This is a genomic window from Variovorax sp. Soil_C_26, assembly GCF_057657075.1.
Genome location: NZ_JBDGJC010000013.1, coordinates 88,130 through 105,458, shown reverse-complemented (window position 1 = coordinate 105,458; position 17,329 = coordinate 88,130). Strand labels below are relative to the sequence as shown.

Genomic DNA, 17,329 nt, shown 5'->3' with positions numbered 1-17,329 from the left:
GGTTAGGGTTCTTACGTGGGTCAGATTTAGGTGGAAATCGCCGGGCTTAGTGGGTCACTTCTGGATGGAAATCAACAGCTTATGTGCCTGCAGGCCTCTACGGCACTGCGGACGCGCCTGTTCTCAAGCGGCTCAGCGAGCAAGCGTATTCGCATCAGTACTACGTCGACGGAAGCCCGTTCGTGGCAGATATCTACATGGGTTCCGACGACAGCAAGCTGAAAGAGAACTTCTGGAAGTCGGTGCTCGTCGGAACCCTCGGGGCGGGAGGCAGGGGCTACTTCGTGCTTGACGTCACCAATCCGGAGAATGTTCTGGAGCGCAATGCGACCGGCGTCGTTCTTGCCGATACAACGGTCCTCGCGGACGACGATTTGGGCTATCAGTTCCAGCAACCCGCGCTCGACTCCTTCTCGCGACGAGCAGTGCAGGTCGCATCATTGAACAATGGCCGCAGAGCTTTGATCCTGGGCAACGGCTACAACAGCAAGAACGAGAAAGCGATTCTCTGGATTCAGTACCTCGACGGAGACAAATCGATCCTCAAGATTCCAGCGCCGGCCAGTCAGGTAGCGGGCGCCGCCAACGGCCTGTCCGCTCCGCGGCCGATGGACCGCAATGGCGATGGCAAGATCGACCTTGTCTATGCAGGTGACCTGCTCGGCAATCTCTGGAAGTTCGATCTCAGCGGGGCCGAGAGCAGCAGCTGGAAAGCGATGGAGTCGAGTGCGACCGCCTCGGGCCCCAAAAAGTTGCCGCTGTTCGCAGCTGGCGTCACGCAACCGATCACAGCCGCACCAATGGTCGTCGACCATCCTATGGGCGGCTACATGGTGGTATTCGGCACGGGTCAACTGTTTGCCGAGGGCGATGAAAGCACGATCAGCGCTCAATATCTCTACGGCATATGGGATCGGGCGGGCGCGGCTTCAGATACTGTGGCGCTGACCGACCTTGTGCAACAGACCATCGACACCGAGACGGTCACGGATCTGAGCACTGAAGCGGGGGAGGCTAGGTTCGGCACCGAGTTCCGCACCGTTTCAAACAACAGCGTGCGCTATCGGGAAGAAAGCGGCAAGCGCGGCTGGTATCTCGAATTGCCAACCAGCAAGGAGCGGATCGTCTATCCGGGCGACGTGCTGAGCAACAGCGTTGGATTGTTCTCCACAACGATCCCAGGCACTGCTGCTGACCGCGTCGATTGCACGCCTGGCACCCCTGACGACGGCTGGACCTTACTGATCGACTTCTTCAGTGGCTCGGCGCCTGACGGCATCGTCTATGCCGATTCTGCTGCGGCTGGCCTCTATCTCGGGTACCGAAACTACTCGGGTCGGGACGATCTCAGCTTCATGCCGCCCGGCGACGGGAAGAACGCGGACGTGATCTGCAACGCAGCAGGAGATTGCACGGACGTGAAGCGGCCAGACGCAGTACGCCGCTTCGGCTGGCGCAGCCTGTTCTCGTCATATTGATGAGCGTGGATCTGCCCATGAACAAGAAGACCAGGCATTGGATCCTTGCGAACTCCTGCTCGCGGGGTTTCACCCTCATCGAACTCATGATCGTCGTGGCGGTGATCGCCATCCTCGCGGCCATCGCCTACCCGAGCTATTCACGCTACGTGCTGCGCGCCAAGCGCGCCGATGCGAAGCAGCAACTGCTGCAGGCGGCGCAATGGACCGAACGCTACATGTCGGCCAATGGCCGATATCCGCCCGTTGACGTGGACCTGCCTGCGGGCTTGGCACAGTCCCCTTCGTCGGGCACTGCGAGCTACAGCATCGGCTATGTCGACGGCAGAACCGCCACCACCTACACGCTGCGGGCCGTTCCGCAGGGCGTCTCGGCCAACGACGAATGCGGCACGCTCACCGTCAACCAACAAGGCGTGAAGCTGGCCAACGACAGCACCGATGCCTCGAGCGATGTGGTGCAGTCGTGCTGGAACCGCTGATGCGGCAACGCGGGCTGGCACCGCCCTCCGCGGGCCAGCCTCAGCCTCTCAGATATCCCGCAGCAGCTGCCTGAACTCGTCCACGTCCTCGAAGCTGCGGTACACCGATGCAAATCGCACGTAGGCGACCTTGTCGAGCTTCTTGAGTTCGCGCATCACGAGTTCGCCGACCTTGGTCGAGTCGATTTCCCGCAGGCCGCTCGCGAGCAGCTTCTGTTCGATGCGCAGGAGAGCGTTGTCGATCTGCTCGATGCTCACCGGCCGCTTGCGCAGCGCGAGCATCATCGAGGCCCGCACCTTGGACGAATCGAAATCGGCGCGGCTGCCGTCTTTCTTGACGACGACCGGAAAGTTGACGTCCGGTCGCTCGTAGGTGGTGAAGCGCTTGTCGCAGGCACTGCATTGGCGGCGCCTGCGGACGAAGTCGGCGTCTTCCGAGACGCGGGTCTCGACGACCTGCGTTTCCAGATGACCGCAAAAAGGGCATTTCATGCGGCCACCGCTTGCCGATGACGTTCAGCGGTAGACAGGGAAGCGGCTCGTTAGCGCGTGCACCTTGGCACGCACCGCGTCGATGTGGGCGGTGTCGCGGGGGTTCTCGAGCACGTCGGCCACCAGGTTCGCGGTGAGGCGGGCCTCCTCGTCCTTGAAGCCGCGCGTGGTCATGGCCGGGGTGCCGATGCGCACGCCGCTCGTCACCATCGGCTTCTCGGGGTCGTTGGGGATCGCGTTCTTGTTGATCGTCATGTGGGCGGCGCCCAGCACGGCTTCGGCTTCCTTGCCGGTGATGCCCTTGGCGCGCAGGTCGACGAGCATCACGTGGCTCTCGGTGCGGCCGCTCACGATGCGCAGGCCGCGCGCGGTGAGCGTTTCGGCCACGATGCGCGCGTTGGTGACCACCTGCTGCTGGTACGCCTTGAACTCCGGCGCCATCGCTTCCTTGAACGCCACCGCCTTGGCGGCGATCACGTGCATGAGCGGGCCGCCCTGCAGGCCGGGGAAGATGGCGCTGTTGATGGCCTTTTCGTGCTGCGCCTTCATCAAAATGATGCCGCCGCGCGGGCCGCGCAGGCTCTTGTGGGTGGTGGAGGTCACCACGTCGGCATGGGGCACCGGGTTGGGGTACACGCCCGCAGCCACGAGGCCTGCATAGTGGGCGATGTCGACCATGAAGATCGCGCCGACGTCCTTGGCCACCTTCGCGAAGCGCTCGAAGTCGATGCGCAGCGAATAGGCCGAGGCACCCGCGATGATGAGCTTGGGCATGTGCTCGTGCGCCTTGCGCTCCATCGCGTCGTAGTCGATTTCTTCCTTGTCGTTCAGGCCGTAGCTCACCACGTTGAACCACTTGCCGCTCATGTTCAGCGGCATGCCGTGGGTGAGGTGGCCGCCTTCGGCCAGGCTCATGCCCATGATGGTGTCGCCGGGCTTCAGGAAGGCGAGCATCACGGCCTCGTTGGCCGAGGCGCCGCAATGCGGCTGCACGTTGGCGGCGTCGGCACCGAAGATCTGCTTGATGCGGTCGATGGCCAGTTGCTCGGCCACGTCGACGTGCTCGCAGCCGCCGTAGTAGCGCTTGCCCGGGTAGCCTTCGGCGTATTTGTTGGTGAGCTGCGAGCCCTGGGCGGCCATGACGGCCGGCGAAGCGTAGTTCTCGCTTGCGATCAGCTCGATGTGGTGTTCTTGGCGCGCGGTCTCGGCCTGGATGGCGGCCCAGATCTCGGGATCGGTCTGTTCGACCAGAATGTTGCGTTGGTACATGGCAGTCCTTTGAAGACGAGGTCCTTGTTCTTCAACCAAACAAGGGCTGCCCAGGCGAACGGCTGAACGCCTGTATCGGATGCCAGGCGGCACGCTTCCCAGTGGTATTCCACGTCAGCGCGGGGCACCGGTGAGGATGCTGCGCCTATCGCCAGTCGCGTACGGCGCCAAGTGTAGCGCACCCGGCGTTTTTGCCGATGCCGAAGGACTCAGGAAACGCCGAAGAGCAGCGCGACCTTCTGGCCGTCCGCTGCCGCAGGATCGGCGGGCTGTTCGGTCTTGGGCGGCGCCGCAACCGGGATGGCCTGCGCCCGCACGACCGGCGGGACGACGATGGTCGGGAGGCCGCGGCCATTGGCCACCTGCAGCAGCCGGTCGCGCTCGGCGAGCACCTTGCTGGCATAGCCGCCGTCGTCGTCGAGGTTGGCGGCACCGACGTAATGGCGCAGGCCGCCTTCGACGGAACCGGCGCGCGCAATGCACTCCTGCAGCACCTTCACGCCCACGCGCATGTTGGTCACGGGGTCGAAGGCGGTGAGCGTGCCGCCCGCGCTCTCGTACTTTTCGCCGTGCACGCGTGTCATGACCTGCATCAGCCCCTGCGCGCCCACATGGCTCTGGGCAAAGGGATTGAAGCTCGATTCGATCGCCATGATGGCGAGGATCAGCGTCGGGTCGAGCTTGGTGCGGCTGCCGAGGTGATAGGCCTCGGCGACCAGCACGCTCAGCGGCTCCGGTGCGACGCGGTACTTCTTGCTGAGCCAGAAGGCTACCGCTGCCTGCTGCTTGGGCAGGTCATCCGGACTCGCCGCCGTGGTGCGCACGATCGCGGAGGCGTCGAGGTCGGTGGCTTCGGGCGGTGGCTTGCGTGACTGCAGCCAGCCCATGAGCTGCTCCTCGCCGGTCTGGCGCAGGTCGGGTCGTGCCGCGAGCGCGAGCACCGCGAACACGATGGCCAGCCCGACCAGTGCGAACCCGTTGTGGGTGATTTCAAAAAAGCCGTCTGCCACGTCGGACAGAAAAGTCCGTAGCCCGCGGGCTGTGGCATCAAACGCCTTGTTCATCGCTCTTCCTTTCTATGCGGCACCTGTTCTCAGCGCCGAGGCGATGGAAGGAGGCGGCGGCGCTTGATTGGTACGAACCAGGCTCCGCGCGAGGAGGGAAGATGTGGGTGGGAGCGCGGCGGCCTGATCAAGCCGGGGGAATTCGGCGGCGGATCCAGGGACCTCCTGCTGGATGGACAGCCAGGAGCAGGCGGGATTCTATCGTGGCTAAATACCCGGTCAAGCATATGAACTTGCATTCTTATGCCATTACAAGTTTAAACAATGCCTTGGGGAAAACCCTGATAAAGAGGCGTTGCATTGCCGGCGCGAGGCGCCTAATCTGGACCTGCCTGATTTGTCAGGCGGCTTTCCGAAGTCGAACGGCCCTGTGCAAGTTGGGCTCGAACGACGGAGGATCCAAGGCGGCAATCTCTTGCTGCCAGCTCGGCAGGAACCATTTGTCTTCCTGTTGCGCGAAAAGATGGCATGGGTCTTATGCCCGCCATCAAGCCCGGTAACAAGACATAACGTCGCGTTGCCGGGCTTTCTTGCTTCTGGTCCAGCGCTTCTTTGCGGCACACTCCCGCGATGGATGCAGCTTCGCTCAAACAAAACAAATGGTTGCGACGCGGGATCGTCGCCTTGCTGGTTGTGCTGGGGCTCTGGGCCGTTGCCTGGCTCGCGGTGCCGCCGATCGCCAAGAGCCAGTTGCAGAAGATCGCGAGCGAGGAGCTGGGGCGCCAGGTCACCGTCGGCAAGATCGACTTCAAGCCCTGGACGCTCGAAGTCACGCTGAACGACCTGCGCATCGCCACGGCGGACGGCAGCCGGCCGCAGGTGGCGATCAAGCGCATCTATGCCGACGCGGAGCTGCAATCGATCATCCGCCTGGCGCCGGTGATTGACGCCGTCACGGTCGAGGCCCCGGCCATCCTGCTCACGCATCTGGCGGATGGCCGGTATGACATCGACGACATCCTCCAGAAGCTCGCCGCCGGCCCGCAGCCGGACCCTGACGCGGAGCCCGCGCGCTTCGCGATCTACAACATCTCGATCACCGACGGTGCGGTGGACTTCGACGACCAGACGGTCAAGCGCAAGCATGAGTTGCGCGATTTCGTTCTCAAGGTGCCGTTCCTGAGCAACCTGGCCTCCCAGCGCGACGTCGACACCGAACCCAAGCTCGCTTTCTCGCTCAACGGCAGCCAGTTCGATTCGGCCGCACTCACCACGCCGTTCGCCGAAAGCCGCAAGACCGACGCGCACGTGCAGTTCAAGGGGCTCGACCTGGTGCCGTACCTGGGCTACATCCCGGCCGGCGTGCCGGTGCAACTGCAGGCGGGCACCCTCGACGCGGACCTGAAGATCGATTTCGCGCGCGCCGAGACGGCCGGACTCAAGATCACGGGCACGGTCGAAGCGCATGGCGCGAAGCTCGGCGATGCGCGGGGGCGCGACCTGCTGGCTTTCGATTCGCTCAAGCTCGCGCTGGCCGATGTGCGTCCGCTCGAATCGGTGTTCCACCTGAGCGAAGTCGCGCTGGCGGGGCCGCAGCTCGCGGTGGCCCGCGACGCACAGGGCCGGCTCAACCTGCTCGCGACCGATCCCGCGGGCGGTGCGCCCGAGAAGGTGGCGGCTGTGCCGGCCCCGGCGGCGAGCGCGCCGGACGGCAAGGCACCCCCGAAGCCGAAGCTCCGGGTCCAGGTCGACAAGGTGGCATTGAGCGGCGGCCGGATCGGCTGGCGCGACGAGACGGTGCAGCCTGCGGCGGCGATCCAGGCCACGGCGCTCGGCATCGAGCTTGCCGGCATCACATGGCCGATGGAAAAGCCGGCCCAGTTCAGCGGCAGCACGGCGGTGGCCGGCGCCACGCTCCGGTTCAAGGGCGATGCGACCGACAAGGCCGCGAATGTCCAGACCGAGGTCGAGGCCTTGCCGCTGTCGCTCGCGGCGCCGTACCTCGCGCAAAGCCTGGAGCCCACGCTCGACGGCAAGCTCAGTGGCCAGATCGACGTGGCATGGGCCGCGCCCGAACTCAAGTTCAAGGCGCGGCGCCTGGCGGCAGATGGCCTGGCGCTCACACAGCAGAAGACCGCGCTCGCGAGCGTCGGCCGCTTCGAGCTGGTCGACGCCGAGGTCGACATGACCCGGCACACGCTGAACATCGCCTCGTTCACGGCCACCAATCCCAAGGTTCGCGTCGAGCGCGACAGCGAAAGCCGCTGGATGTTCGAGCGCTGGCTCAAGGCGCCCGCGGGCGGCGCCGCTGGCGCGCCGGCCAAGGTGGCTGCGCCCAAGCCGGCCGGCAGCGGCCCCGGCGCGGCGCCGGCAGGCGCCAACACCAAGCCCTGGGCGCTGACCATCGGCACCCTGGCGGTCGACAACGGCACGCTCTCCTATGCCGACAAGGCCAGCGCCACGCCAGTTGCGGTCGAGATCACCGCCTTCAAGCTGCAGGCGCAGAAGCTCGCGCCCGAGACGGCCGTCAAGTCGCCGCTCCAGGTGTCGGGGCGCATCGGTTCGGGACGCCGGGCCGATCCGGGCCGCTTCGACTACAAGGGCCACGTCGTGCTCAAGCCGCTGGCCGCCGAAGGCCGGCTCGAAGTGGGTTCGTTCCCGGCGCATGCGTTCAAGGCGTACTACGCCGACGCGCTGAACGTCGATATCCGCCGGGCCTTCCTGAGCTACCGTGGCACTGTGAGCTATTCGAGCGCGCCTGCCGGCATGAGCCTCAAGCTGGCCGGCGACACGGCCCTCGACGATTTCCGCGCCAACAGCACCTCGCTCACACAGTCGCCGGGGTTCGACCGCAACAACAACCAGCTGCTGAGCTGGAAGACCTTGAGCTTGCGCGGCTTGCAGGTGGGCCTGGCGCCCAAGGCCGCACCCACGGTGGATGTGCGCGAGACCACGCTCACCGACTTCTTCGCCCGTGTGATCGTCGATCCGAACGGCCAGCTGAACCTGTTGAGCCTCACCAAGAAGGGCGAGGCCGAGGCGAACGCCGCGACCGCGGCCGCGGCCGAAACCCGTCGCAGCCTGGGCGGCACCACGACCACGACGCGCGGCCCCACGCAGCCCCAGCCGCAGCAGCCGCGTGCGGGCGGCGCGCCGCTGTCGGCCGAAGCCATGGTGGGCGGCAGCCCCACGCCCGCGCCGGCAGCGCCGCCCGCTGCCGTTGCGCAGGCCGAGGCCGACACCGGGCCCAAGCCGGTCATCAACTTCGGCCCGATGAGCCTGGTGAATGGCAAGATCGACTTCACCGACCTGTTCGTCAAGCCCAATTACTCGGCCGACCTGAGCGAGCTGACCGGCCGGCTCAGCGCCTTTTCGTCCGACCCGCCGAAGGGCGAGGGCGGACGCCCCGCGCTCGCCGCCCTCGAACTGCGCGGCAAGGCGCAGCAGACCGCCGCGCTCGAGATCACCGGCAAGCTCAACCCGCTCGCCAAGCCGCTCGAACTCGACATCACCGCCAAGATGCGCGATCTCGACCTGGCGCCGCTGTCACCGTACGCGGTGCGCTACGCCGGCCATGGGATCAATCGAGGCAAGATGAGCATGGACGTCAACTACAAGGTGGCGCCCGACGGGCAGCTCACGGCCAGCAACAAGCTGGTGCTCAATCAGCTGCAGTTCGGCGACGCCGTCGAAGGCGCGCCGAACAGCCTGCCGGTGCGGCTCGCGGTGGCCCTGCTGGCCGACCGCAACGGCGTGATCGACGTCGACTTGCCGCTCAGCGGCTCGCTCAACGATCCGCAGTTCAGCATCGGCCCGCTGATCTTCAAGGCAGTGGTCAACCTCATCGTCAAGGCGGTGACTTCGCCGTTCAGCCTGCTGACCGGCGGGCTCGGCGGCGGCAGCGGCGAATCGAGCACCATTGCCTTCGAGCCCGGCAGCGCGGTGCTCGGCGACAGCGCCAGACAGAGCCTCGACAAGGTCGCCAAGGCGCTGACCGAGCGTCCCACGCTGCAGATGACGGTGGTCGGCACCGCGAGCCTGGAGCGCGAACGCGATGCCTACCAGCGCCAGCGCCTGCGCCAGCTCGCGCAGGCCGAGAAGCGACGCATCGCGGTGCGCGGCGGGCAGGCGGGCACCGAAGTGCCGCCCGTCACCGACGCCGAATACCCCGAACTGCTGGCGGCCGTCTACAAGCGTGCCGACATCACCAAGCCGCGCAACATGGTCGGCCTGACCCGGGACCTGCCGGTCAAGGAGATGGAAGACCTGCTGCTCGCGAGCATCCCGGTCGACGAGGAGTCGATCCGGCAACTCGCCGTGGAGCGCGGCGCCGTCGTGCGCGACTACCTGCTGGCACAGAAGCTTGCGAGCGAGCGGCTGTTCCTGGGCGCCGTCAAGACCAAGGCGAGTGGCGCCGATTGGAAGCCCGGCGCTGAACTCGATCTGGCCATGAGGTAGAAACAGTGCAACGCTGGCCGGCCGAGGGTTTCGGTCGCAGCCAGCCCATATGCGGGCAGCGCGCCACGATTCCAGCGTCTTTTAGCTTCAGTTGCGCCGTGGAATTCAACGCCGCGCCCCCAAGTGGGTGAAAATGTCGCGTGCGCCGGCCTTTGCCGGCGCCTTCGCTTTCTCTCTTCAGACAACGACTCGCGCAAGTGACCTCTACTTCTTCCAAGCCCAACGACCTCCAAGCCCTCGACACGCTCACCGGCGGCGCCTTCACCGCGCCGACTTCCGGCGAGCGCGCTGCGCGCATCCGCGAATGGCTCGCGGGCAATCCCGCGCCCGAGCAGATGCAGGAGGTCTTCAAGGAGCTGAGCGGCCGCGACAAGGGCGCGGCCCGCCTGCTGCGCGAAAAGCTCGACGAGCTCAAGCGCGCCAAGGGCCAGGAGGCCATCGCGGCCGAATGGGCGCAAAAAGCAGAAGCGCTGCTGGCCCAGCCCAAGCTCAACATCGCCGATGCACTGGCCTGGCAGCGCGATGCCGCCAAGGCCGGCGCACCCCTGTCGCGCGAACCGCTCGCCGGGTTCAAGGTGCAACTGGCCGACCGTGTGAAGGGCATCGAAGACCTGCAGCATCGCGCGCAGGTGCATCGCGAGGCCGCAGTGCTGCTCGCCCAGCGCTTCGAGGTGCTGTCGACCAAGGGCTGGCAGGACGCCCAGGCCGCCGAGGAGTCGCTGCGCAACGACGTGGCCCATTGGCAGCAGCAGGCCGGCGAGATCACGGCCGACCCCAACTGGAACAGTCTCGACGCGCGCTTTGCGCCGCAGCTCGAATCGTCGAAGGCCCAGTTGCTCGTGGTGTCCGACGCGTTCCACGCGGCACTGGCGCAGGCGCAGGCCGCGGCCGGAGATGCAGCAGCGCCGCTGCCGCCGGTGCCCGTGTGGGCCGACGAACTTCGCGCCGCCCGCGGCGAGGTGGTGGCGCCGAAGGCGGCGCCTGCCAAGCCCGCGGCACCCAAGGTCGATCCGGCCGTGCGTGCCGCCGCCCAGGAGGCCGTGCAGGCTGCGCTCGTCAAGCTGGAGCAGGAAACGGCCGAAGGCCACGGCAAGGCCAGCGCCGGCGCTGCCGCCGCACTGCGTGCGGTGCTCAAGGAGCACGGCAAGCTGGTCGATGCGCCGCTCGAAGCGCGCGTGCATGCGGCGCTGGTGGCGGCCGGCGAACTCGAAGGCTGGCAGCGCTGGAGCGCCGACAAGGTGCGCGAAGACCTTGTCGCCAAGGCCGAAGGCCTGCTCAAGCGCCCCGAAGGCCAGGCGCTCGGCGGCCGCAAGATGCAGGAAACGCTGCGCTCGCTGCGCGACCAGTGGAAGCAGGCCGACCAAGGCGGCGTACCGAACCATGCGCTCTGGAAGCGCTTCGACGAAGCGTGCAACGAAGCCCACAAGGTGGTCGAAGCCTGGCTCGAAAAGGTGCGCGCCGATGCGGCCGAACATCGTGCCCACCGCGTTGCCCTGATCGAGGAGGTGCGTGCCTGGGCGGCAGCCAATGCCGAACCCACAGACCTGAAGGCGCACAACCGCGCGCTGCATCAGTTCGCCGACCGCTGGCGCGATGGCGGGCATGTCGGCGAGAAGGTCTTCGCCGAACTGCAGCCGCAGTGGAACGAGGCCTTCGGTGCGGCGCGTGCGCCGATCGAGGCGGCGCAGAAGGCCAGCATCGACCGGCGCCAGGCCATGATCGCCGAGGCCACCGAGCTCGGTGCCCAGCCCATGCTGCGCATCGATGCCGTCAAGGCGCTGCAGCAGCGCTGGCAGGCGGAAGCCCAAAGCGTGCCGCTCGACCGCCGCCACGAGCAGAAGCTCTGGGATGCGTTCCGCGCGCCGATCGACGACGCCTTCAACCGCAAGACCGCCGAGCGCGAAAAGGCCTCCGCCGCGATGAGCGAGCACGACCGCCACGTGCTCGAGGCTTCCAAGGCGCTCGACGCCGCCAATGCCGAGGGCGACGCCCAGAAGATCCGCGCGGCCATCGCGCGTCTCGAAGCCGCGCTGCGCGGTGAGGCGCCACCGCCGGCCCCCGCGCCGGCACCGGCTGCGAAGCCCGCGGCCGCAGCGTCCGCCGACGGTCCGTCGGTCGGCGCCACCGAACAGGTCGCGCCCGGCCAGGCCGCGGCCGAATTCGGCGAAAGCGCCGAGCAGGCGCCCGCACCCAGCGATGCCGAGGCCCAGCCGGGCACGCCGGCGGCAGCCGCGCCGACCGCCGGCGGCGATCTTGTTGCACCGGCCGAAGGTGCCGACAGTTCCGCGCGCGCCGACAGCGAAGCGCGCGAAGAAGGTGCCGAGCCCGCCGGTTCCGAAGAAGCCAAGGCGCCACCGAAGCCGGCGCCCAAGCCGGTCGTGGCGATGCGCGGCGACGACCGTCCCGGCAGCCGCAGGAACGAGGCGGCCGCGCCCGCGGGTCGCGGCGCCGGCGGCCGGTTTGGCGACCGTCGCGATGGCGGCCGGCCGGGTCCTGGTGGTCCAGGCCGCCCGGGCGACCGCGGCGCACCGCCGCGCGGCGATGCCCGCGGCGACCGCGGCGCGCCGGGCGGACGCTTCGGCGACCGTCCGCCCCGCTTCGAAGACCGAGGACCGCGGCTCGGCGATGCAGCGTTCCGCGCCCAGCGCGAAGCGCTAGAGCGCGCCGAACTGTCGCTGCGCAAGCTCGCGGCGCAGGCCCACGGCGAAGCGCTGACGCAAGTGCTCGGCGCCTGGGAGCAGCGCGACGCCTCGCGGCTGCCGAACGTCCAGGAACTCGGACGCGCGGTGTCGCCGGCGGTGCGCAGCGGCTGGTCGCAGGCCGTGGGCTCGCCGCCCAAGGCGGCAGCCGACGAAGCGTCTGAAGCGCTGTTGCGCCTCGAGATGGCGGCCGAAGTGCCGACGCCCGCCGAGCAGATCGACGCGCGCCGCGCGCTTCAGCTCAAGCTGCTGACCAAGCGCGGCGATCCCACGCCGGCACAGACCTGGGGCCAGGACGCCGGCAAGGTGCTGGCCGCGCCGCACGATCCGGCGACCGCGCGCCGGCTGCAGAATGCGCTCAAGGCACTGTTGCGGAAGTAGGCCGCGCCGAGCCTGAAGGCTGACGAGAAAAAGCGCCCGCGACGGGCGCTTTTTCTTTTGCGCGATGCAGGGCGATCAGGTGCTGCGGCGGCCGAAAAACGCGTCGAACAGCGCGAGCACCGTTGGAAAGTCGCGGCCGAAATTGGCGCGGTTCACGAAGTAGGCTTCGCACGCCACCGCGAAGAACTCGCTGATCGAGGTGGCCGCATAGTCGTCGAGCCACGGCGGCTCGGCGCCGAAGCGTTCGGCCAGGATGGTCTTCTCGCGAAAATCCTCGTAGGCCGGCTGCAGCACGGCGAGCCAGGCGGCGCGGGCCTCGCGCGCGTTGCGCTTGCCGCCGAAGCCGGGCGGCAGCGGCGGGCAGCCGTCGGCGTCGCCGCCGCGCATGTCGATCTTGTGCGCGAACTCGTGGATCACGACGTTGTAGCCGCCGTCGCGCGTGATGCCGCTGGCCAGCACGTCCTGCCAGCTCAGCATCACCGGCCCGCGGTCCATGGCCTCGCCGGCGACCACCTCGTCGTACTCGTGCACCACCTGCGCTTCGTCGACCACCTTGCGGCGCGCGACCACCTCCGACGGGTGAACCACGATGCCGACGAAATCGGCATACCAGTCGAGCCCCCCCTTGAGGTGAAGTACCGGCAGCACCGCCTGCGCGGCAATTGCGAGTGCCACCTCGTCGGTGATCACGAAACCTTGCGTGCCATGGAATTCCTTGTCGCGCAGGAACTCGGCCGTGAAGGCGCGCAGCCGCTCCTGGTCGGCCGCAGGCAGTTCGCGCAGAAACGCATAGCGCGCGAGCGTGGCCTGCCAAGCGGCATCGGGGATCGGGGGCAGGGCGCGCAGCCGGCGCAGCCACTTGAACATCGGCTAGCGCAGGTCGACGCGTTGTGCGCCCGCGGCCGAAAGGCAAAGCAGCTGCGCGCGCGGGGGATGCGCCGCGACGTCCCAGTCGCTGAGCACCATGCGTCGCAGGCCCTCGCCCAGATCATGATCGGCCGGCTGGTGCGTGTGACCATGCACCAGCGTGCGCGCGCGGGCCTGCTGCAGCCATTCGCGCGCAGCACCCGCGTCCACGTCGGCCCAGAGTGCCGCGGGATCGCGCTTGCGGTCCTCGCTTTGCGCGCGCATCGACCGTGCGAGCGCCCGCCGCTCGGCCAGTGGCCGCGCAAGGAACGCGGCCTGCCATTCGGGCGTGCGCACCTGGGCGCGAAAGCGCAGGTAGTCGGTGTCGTCGAGGCACAGCGCATCGCCATGGCTCAGCAGCCATCGCTCGCCGTGCAGCACCAGCACTGTCGGATCATCGAGCAGCGTGAAGCCGCACTGAGCGGCGAGCGCCGGACCGATGAGGAAGTCGCGATTGCCGTGCATCACATACACCGGCAGCCGCTCGGCCGTGCGGCGCAGCAGCTCGGCGCAATCGGCCTCGAAGCCGGGCAGGGCGGCGCAGTCGTCGCCGACCCACACCTCGAACAGGTCGCCGAGGATGATCAGCGCATCGGCCGGCGTGGTCTCGAGGTAGCCGCGCCAGGCTTCGAAGGTGGCGGGCTCGCCGGCCTGCAGGTGCAGGTCGGAGAGCAGGTCGACAGTGCGCCAGGCGGGCGGGGCGATGAGCTCCTTGAACGCCGGTTTCGCCGCCATGCCCATGCCGTGTGCCCGCTTGTTTTGCGTTATTCCGAAACGAGCACGGCCTTCTCGATCACCACGTCCTCGAGGGGCACGTCGTCGTGGAAGCCCTTGCGGCCCGTCTTCACGGCCTTGATCTTGTCGACCACGTCGGTACCGCCGGTGACCTTGCCGAACACCGCATAACCCCAGCCCTGGGCGGACGGTGCGGTGTGGTTCAGGAAACCGTTGTCGGCGATGTTGATGAAGAACTGGGCGGTGGCCGAGTGCGGCGCGCTCGTGCGGGCCATGGCCACCGTGTAGTTGTCGTTCTTGAGGCCGTTGTTGGCTTCGTTCTCGATCTCGGCGCCCGTGGGCTTTTGCTTCATGCCGGGCTCGAAGCCGCCGCCTTGCACCATGAAGCCGGGAATCACGCGGTGGAACACCGTGTTGTCGTAGTGGCCGTTCTTCACGTAGTTGACGAAGTTCTCGGCCGACTTCGGCGCCTTGGCGCTGTCGAGTTCGAGCGTGATCACGCCATGGTTCTTGATGTGCAGTTCGACTTTGGGATTGGTCATGGGGATTCCTTCTTTCTTCGGATGCTTGGAAATTACTTCGCCAGCAGCGTGGCCGACTTGATGATGATCGGTTCGAGCGGCACGTTCTGCATGCCGCCCTTGTTACCGGTTTGTACGGTGCGGATCTTGTCGACCACGTCGGTGCCGCTCACCACCTTGCCGAACACGGCGTAGCCATGGCCGTCGGGATTGGGAGCATTGAGCGAGTCGTTGTTCTTCACGTTGATGAAGAACTGCGAGGTGGCCGAATTGGGGTTGCCGGTGCGCGCCATCGCGATGGTGTAGCGGTCGTTCTTCAGGCCGTTGGAGGCCTCGAGCGGGATCGACGCGCGTGTTGGCTTTTGTTGCATATCGGGCGTAAAGCCGCCGCCCTGGATCATGAAGCCGTCGATCACGCGATGGAACACGGTGCCGTCGTAATGCTTGTCCTTGACGTACTGCAGGAAGTTCTCGACGGTCTTGGGCGACTTGGCCGGATCGATTTCGAGCACGATGTCGCCGGCCGTGGTGGCGAGCTTCACGCGCGGAGCAGCCTGCTGCGCGTGAGCGGCACCGGCGAAGGCCATCGCTGCGGCGAGCACAAGGGCGCCGCGGCGGCTGAAGCGAACGGACAGGGAAAAGGCTTGGACGTTCAAGGAAGGCTCCATGGACAAAAGATGGGGGCGCGAATCGGGATCAGCGACGCTGTCGCGGTGCAATCGGCACGGCTGCAGGCTACTTGCTCACGCGGCCAACCGGCTTGCGGGCTTCGGGCGGCGCAGCCGGCAGCGCTGCGGCCTCGGCTTCGGCCTTGGGCGTGAAGATCTGGCGGATCAGCGCCAGCTTCGGCGCGACGCTGGTGGTGGTGCTCGCGAACTGCTGCGCGCGGATGTACTCCTGCGCTGCAAGGCGCGCATAGACGTCGCCGAGGTTCTCGTGCGCCGTGGCGTAATTGGGGTTGAGCCTGAGCGCCTGCTCGAGTGCGGCGCGTGCCTGGTCGAACTTGCTCTGCGCGGCATAGAGCGCAGCGAGGTTGTTGTAGGGCTCGGGCAGTTCGGGGAAATCTTGCGTGAGCTGCGTGAACGCGGTGATCGCCTCGTTCTGCTTCTTCTGCTCGGTGAGGATCACGCCGCGCAAGAAGCGCATCTGCGGATCGCGCGGCTTGCCGGCAATGTAGGCGTCGGCCTTGGCCAGCGCCTCGCTCGACTTGCCCTGCCGCAGCAGCTGATTCACTTCGTCGTAGTCGTTGGCGTGCGCGGCAACGCTGCACAGCCCGATGAGCAATGCGAAGGCGATGGCGGTGAGTCTGGAGAACGCGACGTGCTTCATGAAGCCTCGGGGCAGGGTTGGGGAACGCGGGCCTCGAAAACACCCGGCATGCACACGGCAGGCAGCCGTTTATACTGCGATGATTGTAGCCGAGGGGCCATCTCCATCCCCTCGCAGCCACTGCCCCGCCACCCCTGAAATACCCCGTCGTTCGCCCGTGCCGTACGTGCGCGAAGCGACGCTTTTCGAACCTCATGAGTCTGCGCATCTACAACACGCTCTCGCGTGAACTGGAGGAGTTCTCCCCATTGCAACCGGGCCAGGTGCGCATGTACGTGTGCGGCATGACGGTCTATGACCTCTGCCACATCGGACACGCCCGCATGATGATGGCGTTCGACGTGGTGCAGCGCTGGCTGCGCGCGAGCGACTATGCCGTGACCTATGTGCGCAACATCACCGACATCGACGACAAGATCATTGCCCGTGCGGTCCAGCGTGGCATCTCCATCCGCGCGCTGACCGACGAGGTGGTCGCGGCCATGCACGAAGACATCGGCGCGCTTCGCATCGAACCGCCCACCATCGAGCCGCGCGCCACCGAATACGTGCCGCAGATGGTCGGCATCATCGAAACGTTGGAGCAGAAGGGCCTCGCCTACCGTTCCGACAACGGCGACGTGAACTACGCGGTGCGCAAGTTCCCGGGCTACGGCAAGCTCTCGGGCAAGTCGCTCGACGAACTGCACGCGGGCGAACGCGTGGCGGTGCTCGACGGCAAGCAGGATCCGCTCGATTTCGTGTTGTGGAAGTCCGCCAAGCCGAACGAGCCCGACGATGCCAAGTGGGAAAGCCCTTTTGGCATGGGCCGCCCGGGTTGGCACATCGAATGCTCGGCCATGAGCTGCGCCACGCTCGGCGAGACCTTCGACATCCACGGCGGCGGGGCAGACCTGCAGTTTCCGCACCACGAGAACGAAATCGCGCAGAGCGAAGGTGCCAACGGCAAGCCGCTTGCGCGCTTCTGGGTGCACAACGGCTTTGTTCGCGTAGACAACGAGAAGATGTCCAAGAGCCTGGGCAACTTCTTCACGATCCGCGAAGTGCTGCAGAAGTACGACGCGGAAAGCCTGCGCTTCTTCCTCGTGCGCACGCACTACCGCAGCGCGCTCAACTACAGCGATGCGCATCTGGACGATGCGCGCAACTCGCTCAAGCGGCTGTACACCGCCCTCGATCTGGTGGCGCCTGCCACCGTGTCCATCGACTGGGCGCAACCCCATGCAGCGCGCTTCAAGGCGGCGATGGACGAGGATTTCGGCACGCCCGAGGCCATCGCCGTGCTGTTCGAGCTGGCCGGCGAAGTCAACCGCACGAAGTCCGCCGAGTCCGCGGGCCTCCTCAAGGCGCTGGCCGGCACATTGGGGCTGCTGCAAGGCGATCCGAAGGCATTTCTCCAGGCAGGCACCACGCTCGACGAAGCCACCATCCAGTCGCTGATCGACGCACGCGCCGCCGCCAAGGCCGCGAAGAACTTCGCCGAGGCCGACCGCATCCGCAGCGACCTTCTCGCGCAGGGCATCGTGCTCAAGGATTCGCCGACCGGCACCACCTGGGCCGCCGCGCAGTGAACGG

At 66.9% G+C, this 17,329-nt stretch carries 13 protein-coding genes and 1 riboswitch; of the genes, 5 read left to right on the top strand and 8 right to left on the bottom strand.

Translation table 11 applies throughout. From position 1 onward, the window contains the following. Positions 1-83 precede the first annotated feature (83 nt). Positions 84-1,478, top strand: coding sequence for a pilus assembly protein (locus AC3A6G_RS25110; protein ID WP_487874826.1), 1,395 nt, complete (start codon positions 84-86; stop codon positions 1,476-1,478). A gap of 17 nt (positions 1,479-1,495) precedes the next feature. After that, positions 1,496-1,960, top strand: a complete 465-nt coding sequence (locus tag AC3A6G_RS25105; RefSeq protein ID WP_487864397.1) for a type IV pilin protein — start codon at positions 1,496-1,498, stop codon at positions 1,958-1,960. A gap of 48 nt (positions 1,961-2,008) precedes the next feature. Here the strand turns inward: AC3A6G_RS25105 and nrdR are convergent, their stop codons facing one another. From nrdR to AC3A6G_RS25090, 3 genes are all read right to left on the bottom strand, one after another. Beyond that, a complete protein-coding gene (gene nrdR / locus AC3A6G_RS25100) occupies positions 2,009-2,452 on the bottom strand; it encodes a transcriptional regulator NrdR (RefSeq protein WP_106934830.1) in 444 nt (147 codons plus the stop codon). A gap of 24 nt (positions 2,453-2,476) precedes the next feature. Continuing rightward, the gene (glyA, locus tag AC3A6G_RS25095; RefSeq protein ID WP_487861465.1) at positions 2,477-3,721 is read right to left on the bottom strand and encodes a serine hydroxymethyltransferase; all 1,245 of its coding nucleotides are present in this window, start codon (positions 3,719-3,721) and stop codon (positions 2,477-2,479) included. A 41-nt stretch (positions 3,722-3,762) separates the two neighbouring features. Beyond that, positions 3,763-3,890, bottom strand: a riboswitch (ZMP/ZTP riboswitch). A 40-nt stretch (positions 3,891-3,930) separates the two neighbouring features. Then, positions 3,931-4,785: a transglycosylase SLT domain-containing protein gene (locus AC3A6G_RS25090; RefSeq protein WP_487861464.1), complete on the bottom strand. Its 855-nt coding sequence runs from the start codon at positions 4,783-4,785 to the stop codon at positions 3,931-3,933. Positions 4,786-5,355: 570 nt separating this feature from the next. On the opposite strand from AC3A6G_RS25090, the gene AC3A6G_RS25085 reads away from it, so the two are divergent. Both AC3A6G_RS25085 and AC3A6G_RS25080 read left to right on the top strand, forming a co-directional pair. Continuing rightward, complete coding sequence (locus AC3A6G_RS25085; protein ID WP_487861463.1) at positions 5,356-9,183, top strand: DUF748 domain-containing protein; 3,828 nt, start codon at positions 5,356-5,358, stop codon at positions 9,181-9,183. Positions 9,184-9,380: 197 nt separating this feature from the next. Continuing rightward, the gene (locus AC3A6G_RS25080) at positions 9,381-12,263 is read left to right on the top strand and encodes a DUF349 domain-containing protein (RefSeq protein ID WP_487861462.1); all 2,883 of its coding nucleotides are present in this window, start codon (positions 9,381-9,383) and stop codon (positions 12,261-12,263) included. Positions 12,264-12,338: 75 nt separating this feature from the next. On the opposite strand, the gene AC3A6G_RS25075 is transcribed toward AC3A6G_RS25080, so the two are convergent. The 5 genes from AC3A6G_RS25075 to AC3A6G_RS25055 all read right to left on the bottom strand — a co-directional run bounded on the left by AC3A6G_RS25075 (position 12,339) and on the right by AC3A6G_RS25055 (position 15,754). Then, on the bottom strand, positions 12,339-13,130 hold the full coding sequence (locus AC3A6G_RS25075; protein WP_487861461.1) for a M90 family metallopeptidase: 792 nt from the start codon (positions 13,128-13,130) through the stop codon (positions 12,339-12,341). A 3-nt stretch (positions 13,131-13,133) separates the two neighbouring features. Continuing rightward, the gene (locus AC3A6G_RS25070) at positions 13,134-13,904 is read right to left on the bottom strand and encodes a UDP-2,3-diacylglucosamine diphosphatase (RefSeq protein ID WP_487861460.1); all 771 of its coding nucleotides are present in this window, start codon (positions 13,902-13,904) and stop codon (positions 13,134-13,136) included. A 29-nt stretch (positions 13,905-13,933) separates the two neighbouring features. Then, positions 13,934-14,446: a peptidylprolyl isomerase gene (locus AC3A6G_RS25065; protein WP_487861459.1), complete on the bottom strand. Its 513-nt coding sequence runs from the start codon at positions 14,444-14,446 to the stop codon at positions 13,934-13,936. 32 nt (positions 14,447-14,478) lie between these two features. Then, positions 14,479-15,093: a peptidylprolyl isomerase gene (locus AC3A6G_RS25060; protein WP_487861458.1), complete on the bottom strand. Its 615-nt coding sequence runs from the start codon at positions 15,091-15,093 to the stop codon at positions 14,479-14,481. A gap of 67 nt (positions 15,094-15,160) precedes the next feature. Beyond that, positions 15,161-15,754, bottom strand: coding sequence for a tetratricopeptide repeat protein (locus tag AC3A6G_RS25055; RefSeq protein WP_487864398.1), 594 nt, complete (start codon positions 15,752-15,754; stop codon positions 15,161-15,163). Positions 15,755-15,948: 194 nt separating this feature from the next. Here AC3A6G_RS25055 and cysS point away from each other — a divergent pair, with 194 nt between their 5' ends. Continuing rightward, entirely contained in the window at positions 15,949-17,325 is a 1,377-nt protein-coding gene (cysS, locus tag AC3A6G_RS25050) for a cysteine--tRNA ligase (protein WP_487861456.1), read from the top strand. Positions 17,326-17,329: the final 4 nt, after the last annotated feature.

Excerpts from the sequence above, each read along its gene's own strand:
- AC3A6G_RS25105 (WP_487864397.1), top strand. The coding sequence starts at position 1,496 with ATGAACAAGAAGACCAGGCATTGGATCCTTGCGAACTCCTGCTCGCGG.
- nrdR (WP_106934830.1), bottom strand. The coding sequence starts at position 2,452 with ATGAAATGCCCTTTTTGCGGTCATCTGGAAACGCAGGTCGTCGAGACC.
- glyA (WP_487861465.1), bottom strand. The coding sequence starts at position 3,721 with ATGTACCAACGCAACATTCTGGTCGAACAGACCGATCCCGAGATCTGG.
- AC3A6G_RS25090 (WP_487861464.1), bottom strand. The coding sequence starts at position 4,785 with ATGAACAAGGCGTTTGATGCCACAGCCCGCGGGCTACGGACTTTTCTG.
- AC3A6G_RS25085 (WP_487861463.1), top strand. The coding sequence starts at position 5,356 with ATGGATGCAGCTTCGCTCAAACAAAACAAATGGTTGCGACGCGGGATC.
- AC3A6G_RS25075 (WP_487861461.1), bottom strand. The coding sequence starts at position 13,130 with ATGTTCAAGTGGCTGCGCCGGCTGCGCGCCCTGCCCCCGATCCCCGAT.
- AC3A6G_RS25070 (WP_487861460.1), bottom strand. The coding sequence starts at position 13,904 with ATGGCGGCGAAACCGGCGTTCAAGGAGCTCATCGCCCCGCCCGCCTGG.
- AC3A6G_RS25065 (WP_487861459.1), bottom strand. The coding sequence starts at position 14,446 with ATGACCAATCCCAAAGTCGAACTGCACATCAAGAACCATGGCGTGATC.
- AC3A6G_RS25060 (WP_487861458.1), bottom strand. The coding sequence starts at position 15,093 with ATGGAGCCTTCCTTGAACGTCCAAGCCTTTTCCCTGTCCGTTCGCTTC.
- AC3A6G_RS25055 (WP_487864398.1), bottom strand. The coding sequence starts at position 15,754 with ATGAAGCACGTCGCGTTCTCCAGACTCACCGCCATCGCCTTCGCATTG.
- cysS (WP_487861456.1), top strand. The coding sequence starts at position 15,949 with ATGAGTCTGCGCATCTACAACACGCTCTCGCGTGAACTGGAGGAGTTC.